General features: G+C 67.9%; 16 protein-coding genes and 1 pseudogene. 7 read left to right on the top strand and 10 right to left on the bottom strand.

The features are described from left to right. Positions 1 to 28: 28 nt before the first annotated feature. Both QT386_RS07980 and QT386_RS23395 read left to right on the top strand, forming a co-directional pair. Positions 29 to 958 (top strand): metalloregulator ArsR/SmtB family transcription factor, encoded by a 930-nt coding sequence (locus tag QT386_RS07980; protein ID WP_289273223.1) that lies wholly within the window; start codon positions 29 to 31, stop codon positions 956 to 958. A 117-nt stretch (positions 959 to 1,075) separates the two neighbouring features. Beyond that, a complete protein-coding gene (locus QT386_RS23395; RefSeq protein WP_289273222.1) occupies positions 1,076 to 1,915 on the top strand; it encodes an Abi-alpha family protein in 840 nt (279 codons plus the stop codon). 76 nt (positions 1,916 to 1,991) lie between these two features. Here QT386_RS23395 and QT386_RS07970 read toward each other — a convergent pair whose 3' ends face one another. Continuing rightward, positions 1,992 to 3,248 carry a DUF445 domain-containing protein gene (locus QT386_RS07970; protein ID WP_289273221.1) on the bottom strand — a complete coding sequence of 419 codons (1,257 nt, stop codon included), beginning with the start codon at positions 3,246 to 3,248 and terminating at the stop codon, positions 1,992 to 1,994. Between the two features lie 101 nt (positions 3,249 to 3,349). On the opposite strand from QT386_RS07970, the gene QT386_RS07965 reads away from it, so the two are divergent. From QT386_RS07965 to QT386_RS07955, 3 genes are all read left to right on the top strand, one after another. Next, complete coding sequence (locus QT386_RS07965; protein ID WP_289273220.1) at positions 3,350 to 3,535, top strand: hypothetical protein; 186 nt, start codon at positions 3,350 to 3,352, stop codon at positions 3,533 to 3,535. A 136-nt stretch (positions 3,536 to 3,671) separates the two neighbouring features. After that, complete coding sequence (locus QT386_RS07960) at positions 3,672 to 3,989, top strand: hypothetical protein (RefSeq protein WP_289273219.1); 318 nt, start codon at positions 3,672 to 3,674, stop codon at positions 3,987 to 3,989. Positions 3,990 to 3,995: 6 nt separating this feature from the next. Then, positions 3,996 to 4,547 carry a hypothetical protein gene (locus QT386_RS07955; protein WP_289273218.1) on the top strand — a complete coding sequence of 184 codons (552 nt, stop codon included), beginning with the start codon at positions 3,996 to 3,998 and terminating at the stop codon, positions 4,545 to 4,547. Positions 4,548 to 4,619: 72 nt separating this feature from the next. Here the strand turns inward: QT386_RS07955 and dnaQ are convergent, their stop codons facing one another. The 3 genes from dnaQ to QT386_RS07940 are packed head-to-tail and all read right to left on the bottom strand — an operon-like array spanning position 4,620 to position 6,564. After that, the gene (dnaQ, locus tag QT386_RS07950; protein ID WP_289273217.1) at positions 4,620 to 5,345 is read right to left on the bottom strand and encodes a DNA polymerase III subunit epsilon; all 726 of its coding nucleotides are present in this window, start codon (positions 5,343 to 5,345) and stop codon (positions 4,620 to 4,622) included. Next, entirely contained in the window at positions 5,342 to 5,800 is a 459-nt protein-coding gene (rnhA, locus tag QT386_RS07945) for a ribonuclease HI (protein ID WP_289273216.1), read from the bottom strand. Before rnhA ends, dnaQ begins: the two co-directional genes overlap by 4 nt. After that, the gene (locus QT386_RS07940; RefSeq protein ID WP_289273215.1) at positions 5,797 to 6,564 is read right to left on the bottom strand and encodes a class I SAM-dependent methyltransferase; all 768 of its coding nucleotides are present in this window, start codon (positions 6,562 to 6,564) and stop codon (positions 5,797 to 5,799) included. Before QT386_RS07940 ends, rnhA begins: the two co-directional genes overlap by 4 nt. A gap of 40 nt (positions 6,565 to 6,604) precedes the next feature. Here QT386_RS07940 and gloB point away from each other — a divergent pair, with 40 nt between their 5' ends. Together gloB and QT386_RS07930 are read left to right on the top strand one after the other, a co-directional pair. Then, positions 6,605 to 7,396 carry a hydroxyacylglutathione hydrolase gene (gloB, locus tag QT386_RS07935; protein WP_289273214.1) on the top strand — a complete coding sequence of 264 codons (792 nt, stop codon included), beginning with the start codon at positions 6,605 to 6,607 and terminating at the stop codon, positions 7,394 to 7,396. A 158-nt stretch (positions 7,397 to 7,554) separates the two neighbouring features. Continuing rightward, complete coding sequence (locus tag QT386_RS07930) at positions 7,555 to 7,704, top strand: hypothetical protein (protein ID WP_289273213.1); 150 nt, start codon at positions 7,555 to 7,557, stop codon at positions 7,702 to 7,704. Between the two features lie 267 nt (positions 7,705 to 7,971). On the opposite strand, the pseudogene QT386_RS07925 reads toward QT386_RS07930, so the two are convergent. From QT386_RS07925 to QT386_RS07900, 6 genes and pseudogenes are all read right to left on the bottom strand, one after another. Continuing rightward, a pseudogene (locus QT386_RS07925) lies at positions 7,972 to 8,136 on the bottom strand (IS3 family transposase); the annotation flags it as partial. Between the two features lie 105 nt (positions 8,137 to 8,241). After that, positions 8,242 to 10,584: an endopeptidase La gene (lon, locus tag QT386_RS07920; protein WP_367401409.1), complete on the bottom strand. Its 2,343-nt coding sequence runs from the start codon at positions 10,582 to 10,584 to the stop codon at positions 8,242 to 8,244. Positions 10,585 to 10,791: 207 nt separating this feature from the next. After that, positions 10,792 to 12,867 carry a transglycosylase domain-containing protein gene (locus QT386_RS07915; protein ID WP_289273211.1) on the bottom strand — a complete coding sequence of 692 codons (2,076 nt, stop codon included), beginning with the start codon at positions 12,865 to 12,867 and terminating at the stop codon, positions 10,792 to 10,794. Continuing rightward, a complete protein-coding gene (locus QT386_RS07910) occupies positions 12,864 to 13,214 on the bottom strand; it encodes a ribonuclease E inhibitor RraB (RefSeq protein WP_289273210.1) in 351 nt (116 codons plus the stop codon). Before QT386_RS07910 ends, QT386_RS07915 begins: the two co-directional genes overlap by 4 nt. Beyond that, positions 13,211 to 18,802 carry an alpha-2-macroglobulin gene (locus tag QT386_RS07905; RefSeq protein ID WP_289273209.1) on the bottom strand — a complete coding sequence of 1,864 codons (5,592 nt, stop codon included), beginning with the start codon at positions 18,800 to 18,802 and terminating at the stop codon, positions 13,211 to 13,213. The genes QT386_RS07910 and QT386_RS07905 overlap by 4 nt, the downstream gene beginning before the upstream one ends. After that, positions 18,774 to 19,277: a hypothetical protein gene (locus QT386_RS07900; RefSeq protein WP_289273208.1), complete on the bottom strand. Its 504-nt coding sequence runs from the start codon at positions 19,275 to 19,277 to the stop codon at positions 18,774 to 18,776. The genes QT386_RS07905 and QT386_RS07900 overlap by 29 nt, the downstream gene beginning before the upstream one ends. Between the last annotated feature and the right edge of the window lie 66 nt (positions 19,278 to 19,343).

Below are 19,343 nucleotides of genomic sequence, written 5' to 3'. Positions count from 1 at the left end.
AATGGCGGGAAATCATCCGCCTATCCGCATGACACTGTCACTGGAACAAAGTACCGAGGTCTGCAGCCTGCTGGCCGACGCCAGCCGCCTGCGCCTGCTGCTGCTGCTGGAGACCCATGAGTTGAGCGTGGCGGAGCTGACCGGCATCACCGGTTTGGCGCAGAGCCGCGTGTCCACCCACCTGGCCCGGCTCAAGCGGGCCGGCCTGGTACAGGACAAGCGCAGCGGCAGCTCCGCGCTCTATTCAGGCGCCGGCGTCGCCGGCGCCGTGGGCGAGCTGTGGGAACTGCTGCGCGAGCGCCTGGACGACGCACAGCTGCGGCTGGACCGCGAACGTGCCGAGGAAGTGCTGCGAAGCCGCACGCCGGGACAGACCTGGGCGGAGTCGGTGGCCGGCCGCATGGAGCTGCATTACTCGCCCGGGCGCACCTGGGAAGCGACGGCGCGCGCCCTGATCGGCCTGCTGGACCTGGGCGATGTAATCGATGTCGGTAGCGGAGACGGCGTGCTGGCGGAACTGATCGCCGAGCGCGCGCGCAGCGTCGCCTGCGTGGACATCAGCCCTGCCGTGATCGCCGCCGCCCGCAAGCGCCTGGTGCCATTCCGCAACGTGCATTTCCACGAGGCGGACATGCATGCCATCCCCCTGCCCCATGCCAGCGCCGACCACGTCTTCGCGATGCATGCGCTGGCCTATACCCGTACACCCGACAAGCTGCTGTCCGAGACCTTCCGCCTGCTGCGCCGCGGCGGCCGGCTGGTGGTGGCCGCGCTCAACGCCCACCGGCATGAGGCCGCGATGCAGGCCTACGATCACGTCAACCTCGGGCTGCAGCCGGCCAAGCTGCAGCGCCTGCTGGAGACGGCTGGCTTCTCGGTGGAGAACTGCCGAGTGACCTCGCGAGAGAGCCGTCCGCCGTACTTCGAGGTCGTCACCGCGCTAGCCCGCAAGCCCTAGGCCCACGCGGCCAGGTGTGGGGGATCGGACCCTCGGGCCCGGCCGCAGGGCCATTCACCTGACGTATGCTTGCAGCGGACACTAGCTGCATCCGCATCCGCATCCAGAGGCTTTCGAGTGAGCGCCAAAGACCCGAACCAGGAAGACAGCACCGCCGGCCGCGCCCTGGCGATCAACGATGGCGCCGCCGCCAACGCACGCCGCGCCGGCCGATTCGCCGCCAGCTTCCTCAGCCGCCTGCCCGGCGCGGACATTGCGCAGGAGCAGCTGCGCCGCGCCGAGAAGGCGCTGTTTGCGACGCTGAAGGACCGCATGGAACGGGCCGCCGAGGACGAGCCGCCGGCCGGTGAAGGCAGCTCCGCGGGCGCTGCCGGCGGCGGCGCCCGGCCACGCAAACCCAAGGTCGAGCGCACCTACATGCTGCCCTTGCCGCAGCCGCCGTCGCGCATGTTCGCCGACCTGCTGCAGCAGGCGGTGGACCAGACCAAGCCCCAGGCCTACGACTACCTGTTTGCCGCGATCCTGCGCGAACTGGTGCCGGACGAGGCCCGCATCATCTCCTTCCTGTCAGATGGCGCGCGCCACGCGGTGATCCAGCTGCACAGTGGCACCCTGCTGGGCTCGGCCCAGTCGCGCACGCTGGTGATGGAAAACGTCAATGCGGTGGCCAAGAGCGCCGGCGCCTCGCTGCACGAGTCCGGCCACTATTACATCGGCCGCCTGCGCCGCCTGGGCCTGATCGAGTTCGGCCCGGAGGATCCGCAGCTGCTGGTGCAATACCAGCTGATCGAGAACAGCAGTGAGATGCGCCAGACCATCGCCAGCATCGAGTCCAAGCCGCGCCAGCGCGCGAAGATCACGCGCGAGACCTTGCGCCTGAGCGTGACGGGCCAGCAGCTGTGGCGCGCCTGCGGCGGGGCCAGCAGCCAGCCCAAGCTGGCGGCGGCGGGCAAGTAGGCCCTCATCTGTAGGAGCCAGCTTGCTGGCGACTCTCGGCAAGGGTCGCCAGCAAGCTGGCTCCTACATGCTCGCTTCAGCGCCCGGGTATCGACCCCAGGTGCAGCATCACCTGCACCTGCATCTCGCCGACCAGGAAGCCAAGCACGGCGCCGACGGTGATCAGGATCCACTCGTCCTGCTGGAAGGCGGGACGCAGCAGCGCCTCGAACTCGTCCTCGGTCAGTTCCTGCATCTTGACGGTCAGGGTGCCGCGCAGGTCCATGGCGGTGCCGACGTAGCCTTCCATGTGGCGCAGCGTCTCGGGCAGGGTCTCGACGATCTTGTCGGCGATCATCTGCTTCATGTCGCGGTACTGGCGGCTGCCTACGGCGAACATGACGACGCGGCGGACGATGCCGGCCTGCTCGTCGATGGACTTCTGCACCTGCTTGGTCACCATGTGGAACAGGCGGTCGGAGAACGGGCCACGCAGCACCGCCTCCAGCACGTTGCGCGGCGTGACCACCTCGGCGGCGATCAGCGCGCCGTACTCGGCGGCCACTTCCTTGCGACGCTTGAGGAACAGGCCCTGCCAGGTAAACAGGCCGAGGTACTTCGTAGGCTTCTTCGGATAGAAGATCATCTTCAGGGCCAGCCAGTCGGTGAACCAGCCGGTGAAACCGCCGAACAGCGGCATGACCCAGGGGCTGTGCGTCAGCGCCCAGGTCACCGCCTGCACGCAGCCGATGATGAAGCCGAAGTAGATGCCGGAGCGGGCGATGAAGCGGAACTCCTCGTGCCCGGCCTCCTGGAAGATGCGGTTGAGCAGGCGCTTGTCACGCATCAGGGCGCGCACGACCATGTCCGTGAGGTCGAACATGTCGTCGATGTTGTTCTTCAGGTCCACCATCATCTGGCGCACGATGTTGGGCGCCTCTGCCTGGATGCGGCGGATGATGGCCTGGCGCACGGAATCCGGCGCCGCTTCCCACAGGCCCGGCGAGTAGTGCGAGGCCACCTCGTGGGTGATCTTCTCGACCTGCGCCAGCAGCGGCCCCTCGATCTCGCGAGCGATCTGGTCCGGGTCCAGGCGGCCGAAGATGTCCTGCGGCTTGAGCAGGCGCTGGGTCATGGTGTCGCAGGCGATGCTGGCCATGATCGCCGCCTTGCGCGGCACGATGCCCTGCCAGCCCAGGTAGGGCTTGATGCCGAGGAACTCGATGGGCTCGAACATCATGCGGATCGCCACCAGCTTGGTGATGTAGCCGATCAGCGCCGCCACAAAGGGCATGGAGGCGTAGATCAGCCAGTTCGCTTGCACATCCGCCAGGATTTCAGCCCAGGACTGCATCCGCAGGTCCCCCGTTAGTGTCGTTATGAAGGGTTTATGCCACAGACCCGCCGCGCTTTCCTATGGTCCAGATGGAATCGGAGCACGTCACGGGGGTCAAGATGCAAACCCGACCGATCGCACAATGCCTGGTGGCTGCCTACCTGCTGGCGGGCCTTGGCGTGCTGACAGCCGCCTGGATGCGCGGCGGGCCGGCGGACCAACCGCAGGTGCTGGTGATGACCGGTCTGGCGCTCAGCGGCGGCGCGGTGCTGGCATTGCTGCTGGCGATGATGCGCGCCCGGTAGTGTTCTTCGGGCCCTTCTTCGGCCTCGTGGTGCTGCCGCATTTCTGGCTTTCGGGCTGTTTCCGCAATACCTGCCACGGGCGGCGGCCCCTGCCCCGGCAGCCGAGCATTTCCCGCAACCCACCGCGGACACAGCCTTGCAGGTCACCGACCTGACCCGCGGCATCCTGGACGCGCGCCGGGCCCTGCTGTCGATCCTTGCCGTTGGCAGTCAGGTTCTGGAGATCATCTATGACGGTGAGGCCCAGCCACGACTGAGCTTCCTGACGGAATACCAGAACCAGCCGCAACCGCTGGCCATGCTATCCGGCTACAGCGGCGTGCTCAGCCAGGACGCCGGCCATGCCGGCTTCCACGCCCTGGACGGCCGGCGGCTGCTGAAGGTCACGGCAGCTGACCGGGGAACGCTCGAACGGCGCCTGAAGGCCTCCCGCCAGGCGGCAGCGGCGCCCTAACCGCCCGTGGAAACGGCTGCGGCTGCGCCCGGCTTGCCCCCATTGCCGCTGCTGGCTGGCGTGCTGGCCTGCACCGTGTTCGTCGCCTGGACATTCCTGCGTCTGTCGGCCTGGGCGGCGAGCCACGCACCGGCAGCGGATGTACCGGTGCTGCCGGTGGCGGCGCTGCGCCAGCGATTGCTGCGGCTCGCAGGCGAGGACCTGCCATTCACGCTGGCGCCCGGCGAGCGGCCGGACGAGCTGATCGCAGAATGGCGCTACGCCGACGCCACCTGGCTGGACCTGACGCGGGCGCTCCGCCTGCGCCGGCTGCTGCGGTATCGTCTGCAGCTGGACGAGGCTCGCGCCGAGGTCCGGGTCCGCGAGTTCCATGCGGCTTTCGGTGCCTCGGCAGGCCGCGGCGAAGCCGGGCTGCGCTACCAGGCCAGTGGGGCATCTGCTTCTTCGAACGGCGCACGCAGAGCCTGCTGGGCCTGCAGATCCGCGATGGGCGCCCGACCCGCGACCTGGCCTACGCCTGGCGCTTCGACATCGAGGAGATGCGCCGGCCGCTGGTAGAGTTGGTGACCGGCGCCGGCTGGCGCTGGCGGCCGGTGATGCTGGACCTGCGCTGATCCGAGTGCCCGCCGCTCAGGCGGCGGGGAGCTCGCTGGCCCAGATGCACTTGCCCTTGTCGGCCAGCTTCTTGAGCTTGGCCAGGTGTGCGGCCTGTTCGGTCTCGTCCGGCGACAGCACCGGCAGCGAAGCCGTGCTGGCGCCGAGCAGTTCGACGAAGCGCGAGCGCGATATGCCACCGCTTTCGCCGCTGTCCAGCATCAGCCGGTTCTGGCCACCGGTCATGGACAGGTAGACGTCGGCCAGCAGACGGGCATCGAGCAAGGCGCCGTGCAGGTCGCGGCCGGAGTTGTCCACCTCGTAGCGCTTGCACAACGCGTCCAGGCTGACTCGCTGGCCGGGGTGCATCTTGCGCGCCATGGCGACCGTGTCGGTCACCTCGCAGACCTCGTCGATGCGCCGGGTGAAGCCTACGCGACCGAACTCGGCGTTGAGGAAGCCGATGTCGAAGGCTGCGTTGTGGATGATCAGCTCCGCGCCCTCCAGGTAATCCCAGAGTTCCTTGGCCAGCTCGAAGAACTTCGGCTTGTCGGCCAGGGATTCGTTGGTGATGCCGTGCACCTCGATGGCGCCGCGGTCGATCTCGCGCTCCGGGTTGATGTACCGGTGGAAGTTGTTCTGGGTATAGCGGCGGCCGACCAGCTCGATGCAGCCAACCTCGATGATGCGATGGCCCTGGCTGGCCTCCAGGCCGGTGGTTTCCGTATCGAGGATGACCTGGCGCTTGAGGACGGCGCTCATGCCGCCGCGCCCTTCTGCTGCTCCAGCAGTTCGTCGATACCCTGGTTGGCCAAGCGGTCCGCCGCCTCGTTGCCGGGGTGGCCGGCATGGCCCTTGACCCAGTGCCATTCCACCTGGTGACGTGAGGCGGCGGCGTCCAGGCGCTGCCACAGGTCCTGGTTCTTCACCGGCTTCTTGTCGGCCGTCTTCCAGCCGCGCTTCTTCCAGCCCGGCAGCCATTCCAGCAGGCCGGAGCGCACGTAGACCGAGTCGGTATAGAGCTGCACGGAGCAGGTCTCGCGCAATGCTTCCAGCGCGCTGATGGCGGCCATCAGCTCCATGCGGTTGTTGGTGGTCAGGGCTTCGCCGCCCTTGAGGTCCTTGCGGGTACCGTTGTACTCCAGCAAGGCACCCCAGCCGCCGGGCCCGGGATTGCCCCTGCAGGCGCCGTCGGTATGAATCACGATCTGCTTCACGTCGGATGCTTTTCCAAAGAGGCTTGCGATTGTGCCGCAGGGGCGGCCACGCCGACCAGCGGCTTGACCTGGGCCCGCTGCGCGCGTCCGATGAAATTGATCGGGATGACGCGCTTGCGCGCCACCAGCATGTAGGCATCCGACAGCGGCGACAGCAGGGCGCCGAGGCTCCAGGGGCCGCCCGCGGTGCGCGGCTCCAGCCACGGGAAGCCGACGCCGAAGCGGCGGATTTCGGTGACCTCGAAGTCCAGCAGTTCCAACCAGTCACAGATGCGGCCGGCGGCATGGTAGCGCGCACCCGCCGGGAAGGCGCGATAGCGCAGGCCCAGCAGGCCGCGCAGCGACCAGATGCTCCAGGGACTGAAGCCCAGGACCACCAGGCGCCCGCGGTCGTTGAGTACCCGGTTCACCTCGCGCAGCACGTTGTGCGGAGAGCGGCTGAACTCCAGGGTGTGCGGCAGCAGCACGGCGTCCACGCTCTTGCTCATCAGGGGCAGCTGCTCGGGGTCGATCAGCGCCGAGGAGGGCTCGCCGCTGACCGTGCCGAGCACCGCCTTGTGAAGGGTCTCCGCCGAGGCGATGAGCTGGTTGTCCGTGCCCCAGCTGCCGATCTGCAGGACATGGCGCCCGAAGACCTCCGGCAGCACCCGGCGCACCTCGCTTTCCTGCAGGGCCAGCAGGCGGCGGCCGCGCGGTGAACGCAGCCACAGGTCCAGCGTATGGCGGGTCAGCGGCAATCCGGAAAGATGGGCTCGCGAAGGCATGGTTTGACCAGACCGGGATCAGGCACCAAGATCATACGCCATGCAGATCATTCCGATCCCGGCTTTTCAGGACAACTACCTTTGGACCCTGGTGGAGGGTTCGCACGCCGTCGTGGTCGATCCGGGCGACGCCGCCCCGGTGCTCAAGGAGCTGGAGGCCCGCGGGCTGAGCCTGCAAGCCATCGCGATCACCCACTGGCACCCCGATCACATCGGTGGCGTTGCCGAACTCTGTCGCCAATTCAAGGGCATACCGGTCTATGGCCCGGCGGCGGAGGAAAAGCGCATTCCGGGCCTGACACAACTGCTGAAGGAAGGCGACCGGATCAGCCTGCTGGACACTCCCTTCCAGGTCATCGCCGTGCCAGGCCACACCCTGGGCCACATCGTCTTCTACAGTCCCGGCATCCTGCTCTGTGGTGACACCCTGTTCTCGGCCGGCTGCGGCCGCCTGTTCGAGGGCACACCCTCGCAGATGCACTCCTCGCTTTCGCGTCTGGCGGCCCTGCCGCCGGAGACACTGGTGTACTGCACCCACGAGTACACGCTGAGCAACCTCGCCTTCGCCCGCGCGGTGGAGCCGGACAATGGCGCCGTCGCCAACCAGCTGATGCGCGTGCGCGCGTTGCGCGGCAACCGCGAGCCCAGCCTGCCGACGACGCTGGCGCTAGAGAAGCAGATCAACCCCTTCCTGCGTACCGAGATGCCGGCCGTGGTGCAGTCCGCGCGCCAGTGGTCCGGCGGCCGCCTGCCGGACAGCGTGGCGGTGTTCACCGCGCTGCGCAGTTGGAAGGACCAGTTCAAGGCACCTGCGGAGATCGGGACGGTCTAGTCGGGAGCGTCGCCCCCCGGCCACGCACTTCATCCCCTGATTCGCCACCGCTCGTCGGCGGCCGAAATTCCCGTGCCAGCAACGTGAGACTTTATCTACAGACAGCCTGTGTGCAAGCGCGCACATTGGGGCCGTCAACCAACCCCACGGAGATGCCGATGAGCCTCACGCAGCGCCAGATGCCCTCGCTGGGCGAAGTCCGTCCGACGACACTCCAGGGTCAGCGCCAGCTGCCGCAGTTGCCCACCGGCAGCAGCGTGGCCGTCCCCCAGCGGGGGCCGACGCTGCCGATACCCGGCAGCCGCTAAGGATTTGCTCCAGGGCCTGCGCAAGCAGGCCCTTGTCGTTGTTGACGCGGGTGAATTCCAGGCGCTCTTCGGTCGAGGGCTGGGTCTCCAGGTCCACCACGCGCACGACGAGGTTGCCATCGCTCAAGCTTAGGTAGATGCGCTCGCTACCCTGGATGTCGCTCAGTCGCCAGTCGCCATTGGTATCGAGGCCCACTTCGGCGTTGATCTCGCCGGTCTGCGGATTCCAGTCGATGCTGCCCCGCTCGATGCCCGCCCCGCCGCAGGCCGGCCATATCGCCGTACCCACTTCAGAACCGTCGAGGCACCCTGGATGCCGTACCGATCCTGGGCCTGACGACCACTCATCTCACCTCTCTCAACCTGATCCACAACCGCCAACTTAAAGGCCATCGTGTAATCGCGCTGCGTCCTCTTAACCCTTGATTCCATTTGACTCTCCTTCTCGACTTCGAAAAGGTGTCAACCCTGGGCAGGACGGGTCACGGACACAAAGAAGGGCGCGGAATCCGCGCCCTTCTTTGACTCTCTACCGACTCAGTGCGCCCTGGCACCCTCGCCCGAGCCTTCGGCCGGGCTGGCCGGCGCGGCCGGCGTATCGGATTCCGGCTTGGGTTCCGGCAGACGCTCCAGGGCCAGCTTCAGCACATCCTCGATCCAGCGGACCGGTTCGATGTTGAGCTTGCTCTTCACGTTGTCCGGGATATCGGCCAGGTCCTTGACGTTCTCCTGCGGGATGACCACGGTCTGGATGCCGCCGCGCTGGGCCGCAAGCATCTTTTCCTTGAGACCACCGATGGGCAGCACCTCGCCGCGCAGCGTGATCTCGCCGGTCATGGCGACGTCAGCACGCACCGGGATGCCGGTGAGCGCGGACACCAGCGCCGTGCACATGGCGATACCGGCGGAAGGGCCGTCCTTGGGCGTGGCGCCCTCGGGCACGTGTACGTGCAGGTCGTTCTTGGCGTAGAACTCCGGGTCGATCCCCAGGGCTTTGGCACGCGAGCGCACCACGGTGAGGGCAGCCTGGATCGACTCCTGCATCACGTTGCCCAGCGAGCCGGTCTGCGTCATCTTGCCCTTGCCCGCCGTCAGCGCCGCCTCGATCGTCAGCAGCTCGCCGCCGACCTCGGTCCAGGCCAGGCCGGTGACCTGGCCGATCTGGTTCTTCTCTTCGGCGCGGCCGTAGCGGTACTGCGGGATGCCGAGGAACTTGTCGAGGTTCTTGTCGGTGACCTTGACCTTCTTGTCGGCAGGCTTCAGTAGCAGCTGCTTAACGGTCTTGCGGGCGATCTTGCTGACGTGCTGTTCCAGTTTGCGCACGCCAGCTTCGCGCGTGTAGGTGCGCACGACGGCGCGCAGCGCGCTGTCGCTGATCTCCAGCTCGCCATCCTTCAGCCCGTTCTGCTTCATCTGCTTGGGCACGAGGTACTGCTTGGCAATGCTGACCTTCTCGTCCTCGGTGTAGCCCGGCAGGCGGATGACTTCCATGCGGTCCAGCAGCGGACCGGGGATGTTCAGTGTGTTGGCCGTGGCGATGAACATGACGTCGGACAGGTCGAAGTCCACCTCCAGGTAGTGATCCTGGAAGGTCGCGTTCTGCTCCGGGTCCAGCACTTCCAGCAGCGCCGACGACGGGTCACCACGGAAGTCCATGCTCATCTTGTCGATTTCATCGAGCAGGAACAGCGGATTCTTCACGCCCACCTTGGACAGGTTCTGGACGATCTTGCCCGGCATGGAGCCGATGTAGGTGCGGCGGTGACCGCGGATTTCCGCCTCGTCACGCACGCCGCCGAGCGACATGCGCACGAACTTGCGGTTGACCGACTCGGCGATGCTACGGCCGAGCGAGGTCTTGCCTACGCCGGGAGGACCGACGAGGCACAGGATCGGGCCCTTGATCTTCTTCACGCGGGACTGGACCGCCAGATACTCGACGATGCGTTCCTTGACCTTCTCCAGGCCATAGTGGTCCGTGTCCAGCTTGTCCTGGCAGGCCTTGAGGTCGATGACGGTCTTGCTGCGCCGCTTCCACGGCATCTGGGTCAGCCAGTCCAAGTAGTTGCGCACCACCGTGGCCTCGGCGGACATCGCCGGCATCATCTTCAGCTTGTTGAGCTCGGCGCGGGCCTTGGTCTTGGCTTCCTTGTGCATGCCGGAGCGCTCGACCTTCTGGGTCAGCTCCTCCAGCTCGCTGGGGCCGTCCTCGTTGTCACCCAGTTCCTTCTGGATGGCCTTCATCTGCTCGTTGAGGTAGTACTCGCGCTGGTTCTTCTCCATCTGCTGCTTCACGCGCGAGCGAATCTTCTTCTCGATCTGCAGCACGTCGATCTCGCCTTCCAGCTGCGAGGACACGTGCTCGAGGCGCGGCTTGGGCTCCTGGATCTCCAGGACCTGCTGCTTGTCCTCCAGCTTGAGATTCAGGTGCGCGGCGATGGTGTCGGCTAGGCGGCCGGGCGAGTCCATGCTGGCCAGCGACGGCAGCAGCTCGGCCGGGATCTTCTTGTTGAGCTTGGAGTACTGCTCGAACTGGGCCAGGATCGAGCGCGTCATCGCGTCGATCTCCTTGTCGTCGGTGACCGTGGCCGGGTCTTCCGGCAGGGGCTGGCAATCCGCCACGAGGAACTCGCCGCCGAAATCCAGGCGGGTCACGCGGGCGCGGCGCACACCTTCCACCAGCACCTTCACGGTACCGTCGGGCAGCTTGAGCATCTGCAGGATGCTGGCCAGGGTGCCGACCTCATAGAGGTCTTTTTCGGCAGGATCGTCGGTGTCGGCCGTGCGTTGGGCAAGCAGCAGGATGCGTTTGTCGTGCTGCATGGCTGCCGACAGCGCCTTGATGGATTTCTCGCGGCCCACGAACAACGGAATCGCCATGTGGGGGAAGACCACCACATCGCGAAGCGGGAGTACGGGTGCGGAACGGTCGGTCAGGGTTTCCACGGATCTTCCTGTTGGGGTTGCCGCATTATGCCGCAACCCTGCTGAAATGCGGCCACTCCCCGGAGAATCAAGAGTGCTGCGTCGCGGTGGTCAAGTACTTTCTGAAGAAGCAAGTCCTGTACCCTGATCGGGAAGGAAAATTCACTTCACCAGGAAAGCAGCCTCAGGCGTGCGACCGCGCCGGCCGTCCTCGGCCTCCAACTCGGCCCAGACCCTCTGCCGCCCCCGGGCCAGCGGCCACAGATAGCGGTCTCCTTCGACCGTGACCGGCGGACCGTTGTTCACATGCCAGGTGGTCCGGCGCAGTGGGCGGTCCCATTCGGCCACGAACTCGAAGGCCTCCAGCCGGTCGGGGATGCGCGGGTCCATGGCCAGCATCAGGCCCTCGAAGGGCTGGCTGAGCCGCGGCTCGGCCGGCAGGGTCTCCGTCACCACGGCCACGGCCGGCTCCTCCGGCCGCCGGTGACCGCTGCGCAGGGCCCGGTCCAGCGGCCGGTCCGCCGGAAGCCGGGCCAGCAGGGAGCGGGTCAGCAGGGCCGGCCCCTGGGCGCCGGTGATGCCGTCGGTCTCTCGGCCAGAGAGGTTGCCCATCCAGGCCCCGACCAGCCAGCGGCCGTTGTAGGCCACGGTCCAGGCGTCGCGGTAGTCGCTGGAGGTGCCGGTCTTCACCGCCGTCTCGGCGGGAAAGCGCAGCAGGCCGCCGTCGCCGAACTCCAGCAGGCGCGCCTGGGGGTCGGAGATGATCTCGCTGATGGCGCGTGCGGCCGACGGCTGGATCAGGGTCCGCAGCGGGCGCGGCGCCGGATCGCTCTCCAGCAAGGTCAGCGGCTGCCAGCGCCCTCCCCGCGCCAGCGCGGTATAGGCCTGCACCAACTGGAACAGCGAGACCTCGCCGTTGCCCAGGGCGATGCCGTCGCCATAGAAGTCCGGGTGGCGCGACAGGCCCGCCATGCCCAGCACCTGCAGGCGTTGCAGGAAGGGCTCGCCGCCAACGAACTGCAGGGTCTTCAGCGCCGGGATGTTCAGCGAGTTGCCCAGGGCCTCGCGCAGGCTCACGCGGCCATAGTGCATGCGGCTGTAGTTGCGGTACTCGTGCAGGCCGGCGTTGACCCGCTCGGTCAGGCGGCTATCGTCCAGTATCGTGTCGGCATTCCAGCCCTTCTCGATGGCCAGGGCGTAGAGCAAGGGCTTGAGGGTGGAGCCGGGCTGGCGCAGCGCCTGCACCGCGTCCACGCCGATGATGTCCGGGTGCTCGTCGTCCACCGTGGCGTAGGCGCGCACGCGATTGTCCTGCAGGTCCACCACCAGCAAGGCACCCTGGCGCACGCCCTGCGAGCGCAGTCCCTGCAGGCGTTGGCGCAGGAAACCTTCGGCTCTGGCTTGCAACGTGGTGTCCAGGCTGCTGCGCTGCGCCGTCGCCCAGGGATGACGGCGCTGCAGTTCCAGCGCGAAGTGCGCCGCCTGCAGTTCCGGCGGCTGTCGGGCCCAGGCCAGGCGCTGCGCCTGCAGCGCGGCCAGGCGCTCCGGCGACAGCGCACCCTGCTCTGCCAGCCGCTGCGCCAGGCGCGCGATGCCGGCGTCCAGGGCCTCGGGCTGGCGCAGCAGCCGCGAGGGCGCGCGCACCAGCACCGCCAACGCCAGCATCTCGCGCTCCGACAAGGTCTCCAGGCTGCGGCCGAAGTAATAGCGCGCCGCCGGCGCCACGCCGCGGCGGTTGGCGCCATAGGGCACCTGGTTGAGATAGAACTCCAGCAGGTCCGGCTTGGCGAAGCGCGCATCCAGCCGCAGGGCTTCGAAGCCCTCCACCCAGCGCGACCAAAGCGTGCGCGGACGCGGGTTGATCACGCGCAGGGCCTGCTCGGTGATGGTGCTGGCGCCGCGCAGCGAGCGGCCGGCGCGCAGGTTGGTCCAGGTGGCCGACAGGCGTGCGCGCCAGTCCACACCGTGATGCGTCCAGAAGCGCCGGTCCTCGGCCTCGACGAAAGCCTGGCGCAGCAGCGGCGGCACCTGCTCCAGCGGCACGCGCTCCTGCAGGTTCCAGCCGCCGTCGTAGCGCAGGTTCAGCGGGCGGCCCTCGCGGTCCAGCACCAGGGCCTGCGCCCTCGTCGTGTCACCGGGCTGCGGCTCCAGCGTGCGCGGCAGCGAGCGCTGTGCCAGCAGGGTGGCCAGCAGCAGCAACGCGAAGAACCCCGCGACGATCCGGGCGAAGCGCTTCACTCGACGACCTGCGACTCCCAGCCGTCGTACTGGCCGCCACAGTCCAGCGCCGCCCGGTACAAGGGCAGCGTGATCTCGTCGATCTTCTCGAACGAGGGGATGTCGATACGGTAGACCTGCAGGCCCGGCCGCCCCTCCTCCGTCTCGACATGGTGCCGCACGCGGAAGCCCAGGCCCTCGGCTTGCTGCTCGAAGCGCGTCAGTCCGTCCAGGTCGTCGAAGTAGACGAAGTGATCGATCTCGCGCGGAGTCGCCAGATCGTCACCGTTGTCCTCCAGCGCTGCCACCGCCAGGCGGTTCTGCTCGCGTTCGTTGTCTTCGCCGTCCAGGGTCGTTTCCTCGTTCATTCGGTCACCGTCAGGCGTGCCGGCATGCCGTTGCCGAACACCTCGGGGCTGTACATCAGCTCCGCGTGCGTCTCCGGCGCGGCGAACTCGCCGGTGGCCACCGCCACGCCGATCCAGGCCATGCGGTATTCGCCGGCCCCGATCGAGTCCGCGAAGAAGCGCACGGAGTCGTGCCGCAGCTCGCGATGGTAGAAGGCGTAGGAGCCGCCACTGTCCAGCGCCGCATCGTCGCCCGGTACGCCGGCCAGGTCCGGGTTGATCGGCTCCAGGCCTCCGGGGACCGGGTCATCCACAGCGACGTAGGTGGCCCAGGACGGCGCGTTGAGCACCAGTTCCACGCGGACCTTGTCGCCGCGCTTCAGCTTCAGCGGCGGCTCCATCGGCACCCAGGTCTTGTCGCGCAGCACGGCGTAGCTGCGACGCGTCTCCAGGCCGGCATTGATCGCCCGGGCGGCCGACTCCTTCTCGACGTAGCTCAGTGCCGCCGTGTAATAGCTGCGACCCTGGCCCTGGGAGCGGATCAGGATCGGCGGTGCGGCGCCAGCCTGCTCCGGCGTCACCGGCCTCTGCAGCTGGCCGCCGGCTTCGCGCGTCACGCGCACCTCGCCCAGCTTGGCCTCGCCCAGCAGCACCTGCGCCAGGATATCGGGCGTCACCGACTCGAAGCGGTCGGCGTATTCGATGAAGGCGCGCGTGCAGTAGAGGTTCTCCTGGGTGTTGCTCCAGTGGAAGCGATTGCCGCGGGCCTGCGTGATGGCGCGGGTCAGCTTCATCGGCAGCTCCTGCATCGCGGCATCCCAGCCGTAGCGGCCGGTGAAGGCCGACAGTGCGGCACAATTGGAGCGCAGCTCGGAGCCGAGCAGCCAGCCATGCCAGCTGGAATCGCCGTCCTCGCGCAGCATCAGGCTGCCCGCCGACTCCTGGCCACGCGACAGCATCAGGTCGCGGGCCTGCTTCATCAGCGGCTCCGCGCCCTCGACACGGCTGGCCGCCTGCAGGAACAGCGCCTGGCCGAACAGGCCCATGCGCGGCAGCCAGCTGGCGTAGCGGTCCAGGTCCTCCTTCTTTAGCTTGCCTCGCTGCGCCAGTGCCGCCAGCGCCACGGCGCGCACCTGGGCGCGCGTCTCGGGCGCGTCGTAGCCCTCGGCCTTGATGTCTTCCTTGAGCAGCTTGTCGAGATAGACGTCGAGCTTGTCCCAGACCAGCTTCGGCGGCTCGTGGCCCAGGTCCTTCATCCAGCCAAAGGCCAGCGCGGTGTAGGCCGACAGGTAGGGACTCTGGCGCGAGTTGTCCGGCGTCCAGAAGCCCATGCCGCCCTCCTCCGCCTGGAAGCTCGCCGCCTGCTCCAGCGTGGCGGAGGCCAGCTGCTGCGCCTCCGGCCAGTCGCCGACGTTCCTCAGGCGCGGGCGCAGCTTGAGGTAGTGCGCCGCCATCACCGCCTTGGTCAGGCGCTGTTCCCAGCAGGCATAGGGATACTGGCGAACATAACCGAAGGCGCCGTCGAGATCGCCCAGCACCGTGGGCGCAAACGTGAACTTCAGCTCGCCGCGCTCCAGCGTCTCCGGCAGCTTCAGCGGGATGCGGACCTCAGCCTCGCCCTCGAAATGGCCGTAATCCGCCACCGTGATGTTGGGCTTGCGCGCCAGCACCTTGAGGGTCTGCGCCAGGGCATCGGCATCCTTGCCCTCGCCTGCCGTGGCGCTGAGGCGGATGTCGCCGGCCGCGGCGGCCTGCAGCGGCAGGTAGACCGTGCGACGCTCGAAGGGCTTGAGCGTGAAGGTCTCGCTCTTCTGCCCCTGCGCCGCACCCTCGGCCTTGATGCTCAGCGTAAAGCTGCGTTCGCCCTTGCCGCGGTTGAGCAGCGTGAACCCGGCGTCGAAGCGGTCACCCGCGATCACCTGGTTGGGCAGTGCCGGTCGCAGTTCCGCGTTCTTGTTGACCTTGACCACGGCCTGGCCCAGGCCCATGCGGTCGTCCGGCGTCACCGCCAGCGCCAGCACGCGCCAGCCGGTCAGGTTGTCCGGTGCCTGGAACGTGAAGCTCGCACGGCCGCTGGCATCCGCCGGCAGCGCCGGATTCCAGTAGGCCACGTACTTGTCGATACTGCGCATCGACAGGTCGCTGCCGCCGTCGCCGCCAGGATTGGCGCCCTTCTTCTCGAACTTCTGCCGCCCCACCAGGCGCGTCAGCAGGCCGAAGTTGCCGACGTCCAGCGAATCCAGTCGGGTGAAGCCCTTGAGCGGATCGAAGTAGTCCTTGCCGTCCTTGATCAGGTCGAACACCGCCTCATCCAGCACCGCCACCGCGTACTCGATGCGGTCGCCGGGCTTCTTGTGACGCGGTTTGGCTTCCAGCTCCACCTTGACGCTCTCGCGTGGGCGCAGCTCCTCACGCTGCGGCTTCACCGTCACCGTCATCTCGCGTGTGGGGTCGTTGACGCGCAGTTCGAGGTAGCCCATGCGGAAGCTGGGCTTGCCCAGGTCCACGCCATCCTTCACCGGCTGCTCCACGCGCGGCGACATCACCACCACCGAGACGTAGGCGCCGGGGAAGTACTCCGGCTTGACCGGAATGCGGATCTCCGGTGTGGAACCCGAAAGCTTCTGCACCCAGCGGTCCAGCACGCCGTAGCGCTCCACCGTCACCAGCGCGCGGGCGCCGGGGTACGGATTCTTCACCATCAGCTTGGCGGTCTCGCCGTCCTTGTATTCGTGGCGGTCGGCGCGCAGTTCCAGGCTGTAGTCCGGGGTGTCTTCCCAGACCACCTCGTCGGCGCCCTGGGCGTAGATCCAGGTGGAGGACTCGTGCAGGCGGTTTTGCGTGTCGCGCGTCATCACGGTCACGCGGAATTCGCCGCTGGCATCCGGCGTGAACTCGCAGGGCATGCCCTCGGTTCCCGAGCGCCCCTTGCAGGTCGACACGCGCTGCCATTTCTGCACATAGCGCGTGATGTAGGCGTTGCCCGCACCCTTGACGCGCGCGGCGTGGGTTTCCTGGCGGTCGATCTTCACGTAGTAGGGCTGGCCCTTGACCGGTTTGCCGGCGGTGTCCACCACCATGGCGTCGACGCTGGCAGGCTTGCCCTGGGTCAGCATCCAGCCGCTCCAGCGCACGCCGGCGTAGCGGTCACGCCCGTAGTACGGCACGGAGGCCTGCGCGCCGATACCCTTGCCGCGATCGTCCTGCACCGTGGCGTCGAACAGCAGGCGGCCGTAAGGCGTCTCGATCTGCGGCAGCTTCAGCTTCTGGGCAAATTGCCCCTGCCCGTCCAGCCGCGTCTCGGTATCCAGCAGCGGCTCGGCGGCACGCGACTCGTAGCTGCTGAACTGGAACTCCGCCGCCGCCGGATCCTTGGAGCTGAAGGACGAGGCGTCCACGCGCACCACCAGGCGTGCCGGGGCATTGGCGAAGGCACCACCGCCGTGCAGGCGTGCCGAAGCCACGGCCTCGACCTCGTCGCCCGGCCTGGCGTCATGCGCACGCAACTCCGCACCCACGCGGAACGGTGCCGGCGTGAAGTCGCTGACCAGCACGCGCAGCGGTTCCAGCGGCTCGTCCTTGGCGAAGGACGGCGTCAGCTCGAAGCGGTACCAGCCCACCGCCGCGCGCTCGGCCAGCTTCAAGTCTCCGGACAGCGCACCGAACTCCGACAACGCCAGCTTGTCCTGCTCCAGTACTACATTACCGGTGGGATCGTAGACCTTCAGCTGGTAGTCGGACTTCGGTGCCGGCGCCAGCGAGCGGCCAGCCTCGTCACGCACGTAGACCTTGTACTGCACGTTCTCGCCTGCACGGTAGACGCCCTGCGCCGTGGTGCCCCAGGCGCGCAGATGTCCGTGCTTGGGCCGGCGCCACTCGGAGAACTGGTTGCGCGAGGCACGGTAGACATCCACCTGGAATTCGTACTCCAGGGGCAGCAGGGCCAGGTCCTGGTCCTTGGCGACGTGCACCATTAGGGACTTCTCGGGACGCCAGCCGGCGTGTTCCAGTTTGGGATCGAGCTCCGCCGAGCCCGGCAGCTCGGCCAGGCCGTCGCTGTCGGTCATCGCCTCGGCCTTGGTCTCGCCGCCGAAGCCCAGCATCACGCGGACCTTGGCCTTGGACACCGGCTTGCCGCTGGCCATGTCGGTGACCCAGACCAGCAGGTTGGAGTGGCCCAGCTTGGCATGCACCTGCCAGGGCGTGACCTCCGCGAAGAAGCGCTGCGGCTGCGTCGAGGTGGAAGGCGTGGTGGTCAGGCTGCCGCTCACCGCGCCGGACTGGCCGCCGACCATGCCGCGGACGTCCAGCGGCATCGCGAAGGCGATGTTGCGTACCGCCGCCACCGGCACGCGGTGCGTCTGGTCCTTCTGCAGGCCATCAGCGGTGAGCCGGTCGAAACGGGTGTCGATGCCGGACAGGTTGGTGACGACGGCCGGCACTTCCGAATCCAGGCCGGATTCGATCACCGCGCGCTCGTGCTCGAACACCAGCTTCGGCGTGCGGTCGCCGGTGTCGAAGGCGAAGTTGCTGGCACCCAGCTCGCGGCCGAAGACATCGCGCAGGCCGGTGGCCAGGCTGCCCCGGTACGGGGTGCCGCCGATGAAGTTGAAGGGCAGCGGGATGGTGTAACTAGCGCCACGCGAATGGCTGCCGATGCTGCCGCTGTTGTCGCCACTGTTGGCCCAGGGGTCGTGTTCCTTCTTGAAGGCCTTGCGAGGATCGGGCTCCAGGCTCAGGCGGCCCTTCATCTCCGACGTTCGCACCGGCGCGCTGAAGGACAGCACCGCGCCGCCCAGCGGATCGCAGGTCTGGCCCTTGCCGACCAGGCCCCACTCCGGCTCCACGCCGGGTGCGGCATTGCGCAGGCAGCTGACGCCCAGCAGGCGCAGCGCCGGGAAGGTGTGCAGGGCCTCGATCTCGCGATCCTCGATGCCCGTGGCGGTGCCGAAGGCGGATTCCAGGCCGGGCGACAGCCAGAGGCGCTGCGCGCTGTCCAGCGGCAGGGGCTTGGCCGGGCGCAGCAGCCACTGCTCGCGGGCCTCGCCCCGCGGCGTCCAGAACGGCATGTCGCGGTCGTCCGGGTCCGCTCCGGCTTGCAGGGCGACGCCGCCGAGCCGGAAGGCCGTGGCGATGGACGCAGCGGTGACCGGCTGGCTGAAGCGGGCGTAGATCACCGGCTGACCGGGGCCGTCCCAGTCGGAGACGCGGCTGTAGCGCAGGATCGGCCGCTCGGTGGTGAAGCGCACGGTCTGGCCGCGCTCCAGCTTCTCACCCTGCTCGGTAACGAACTCGGGGCGGATGTCGATCTCGTAGCGCGAGGCCAGGCGCAGCTTTTCGTCGGAGAGGATGTTGCAGGCCAGGGTCGCGGGGTCCAGCCAGCGCCAGTCGCAGCGGATCGCCGGACTGATCGTCACCGGTACCTCGGCGGGGTCGCGCTCCATGCGGCCCAGCGGCACCACGGCGCGGTCGAAGGCGATGACGATCTGTCGGGTGTCCTGGACGTCGTCGCCCGCGGGGGTGACGCGCAGGATGCTGAGCGGTTCGGCCTGGGCGGCGAGGCTCGCCCCTGCCAGGAGGCTAGCGAACAGCAGTCTTGATGAGCGCATGCGTCACGAGCCCCTGGCTGTCGCCGTAGAGGTGGATTTCCTGGTAGCCGGGCAACCCGGTCCAGACCAGTTCGCGCTTGCCGACCTGCTGCGGCTTGCCCTCGGGCAGGCCCAGGGCCGCCAGGGTCTCGGCCTGCAGCGGGTAGCCGGAATCACCGAAGTCCGCAGTGAACCAGCTGGCCTTGCCGTCGATGTAGAGCACGGCGGCGCGGGCGTCGGGGTAGCGGCAGCGGCGGCTATGCAGCGAATCCTCGCAGTCCTGCGGGTTGCCCAGCTTCTGCGCGACCTCCTCCGGGCTGCGGCCGGCCAGCTCCGGCACGCGCAGGATCACACCCGGCGCCTCGGGCAACTGCTGTGCTTCCGGGGTCTCGAAGGCGGCCTCGTAGTCGTAGTCGTCCTTCTGCCATTGCCAGGCACCGAAGCCGGCTCCGGCCACGGCAACCGCCCCCAGCACGATCCATGCTGCCTTGCTCATTCTAATGGCTCTCCATTGCCCCCCGAATGCTATGGGATAATGCCCCCCTTCTGTTAACCCCCTACG

Origin of the sequence: Solimonas sp. SE-A11 (assembly GCF_030345715.1) — a bacterium.
Lineage (GTDB): Bacteria > Pseudomonadota > Gammaproteobacteria > Nevskiales > Nevskiaceae > Solimonas_A.
This window is presented reverse-complemented; position numbering and strand designations above follow the sequence as displayed.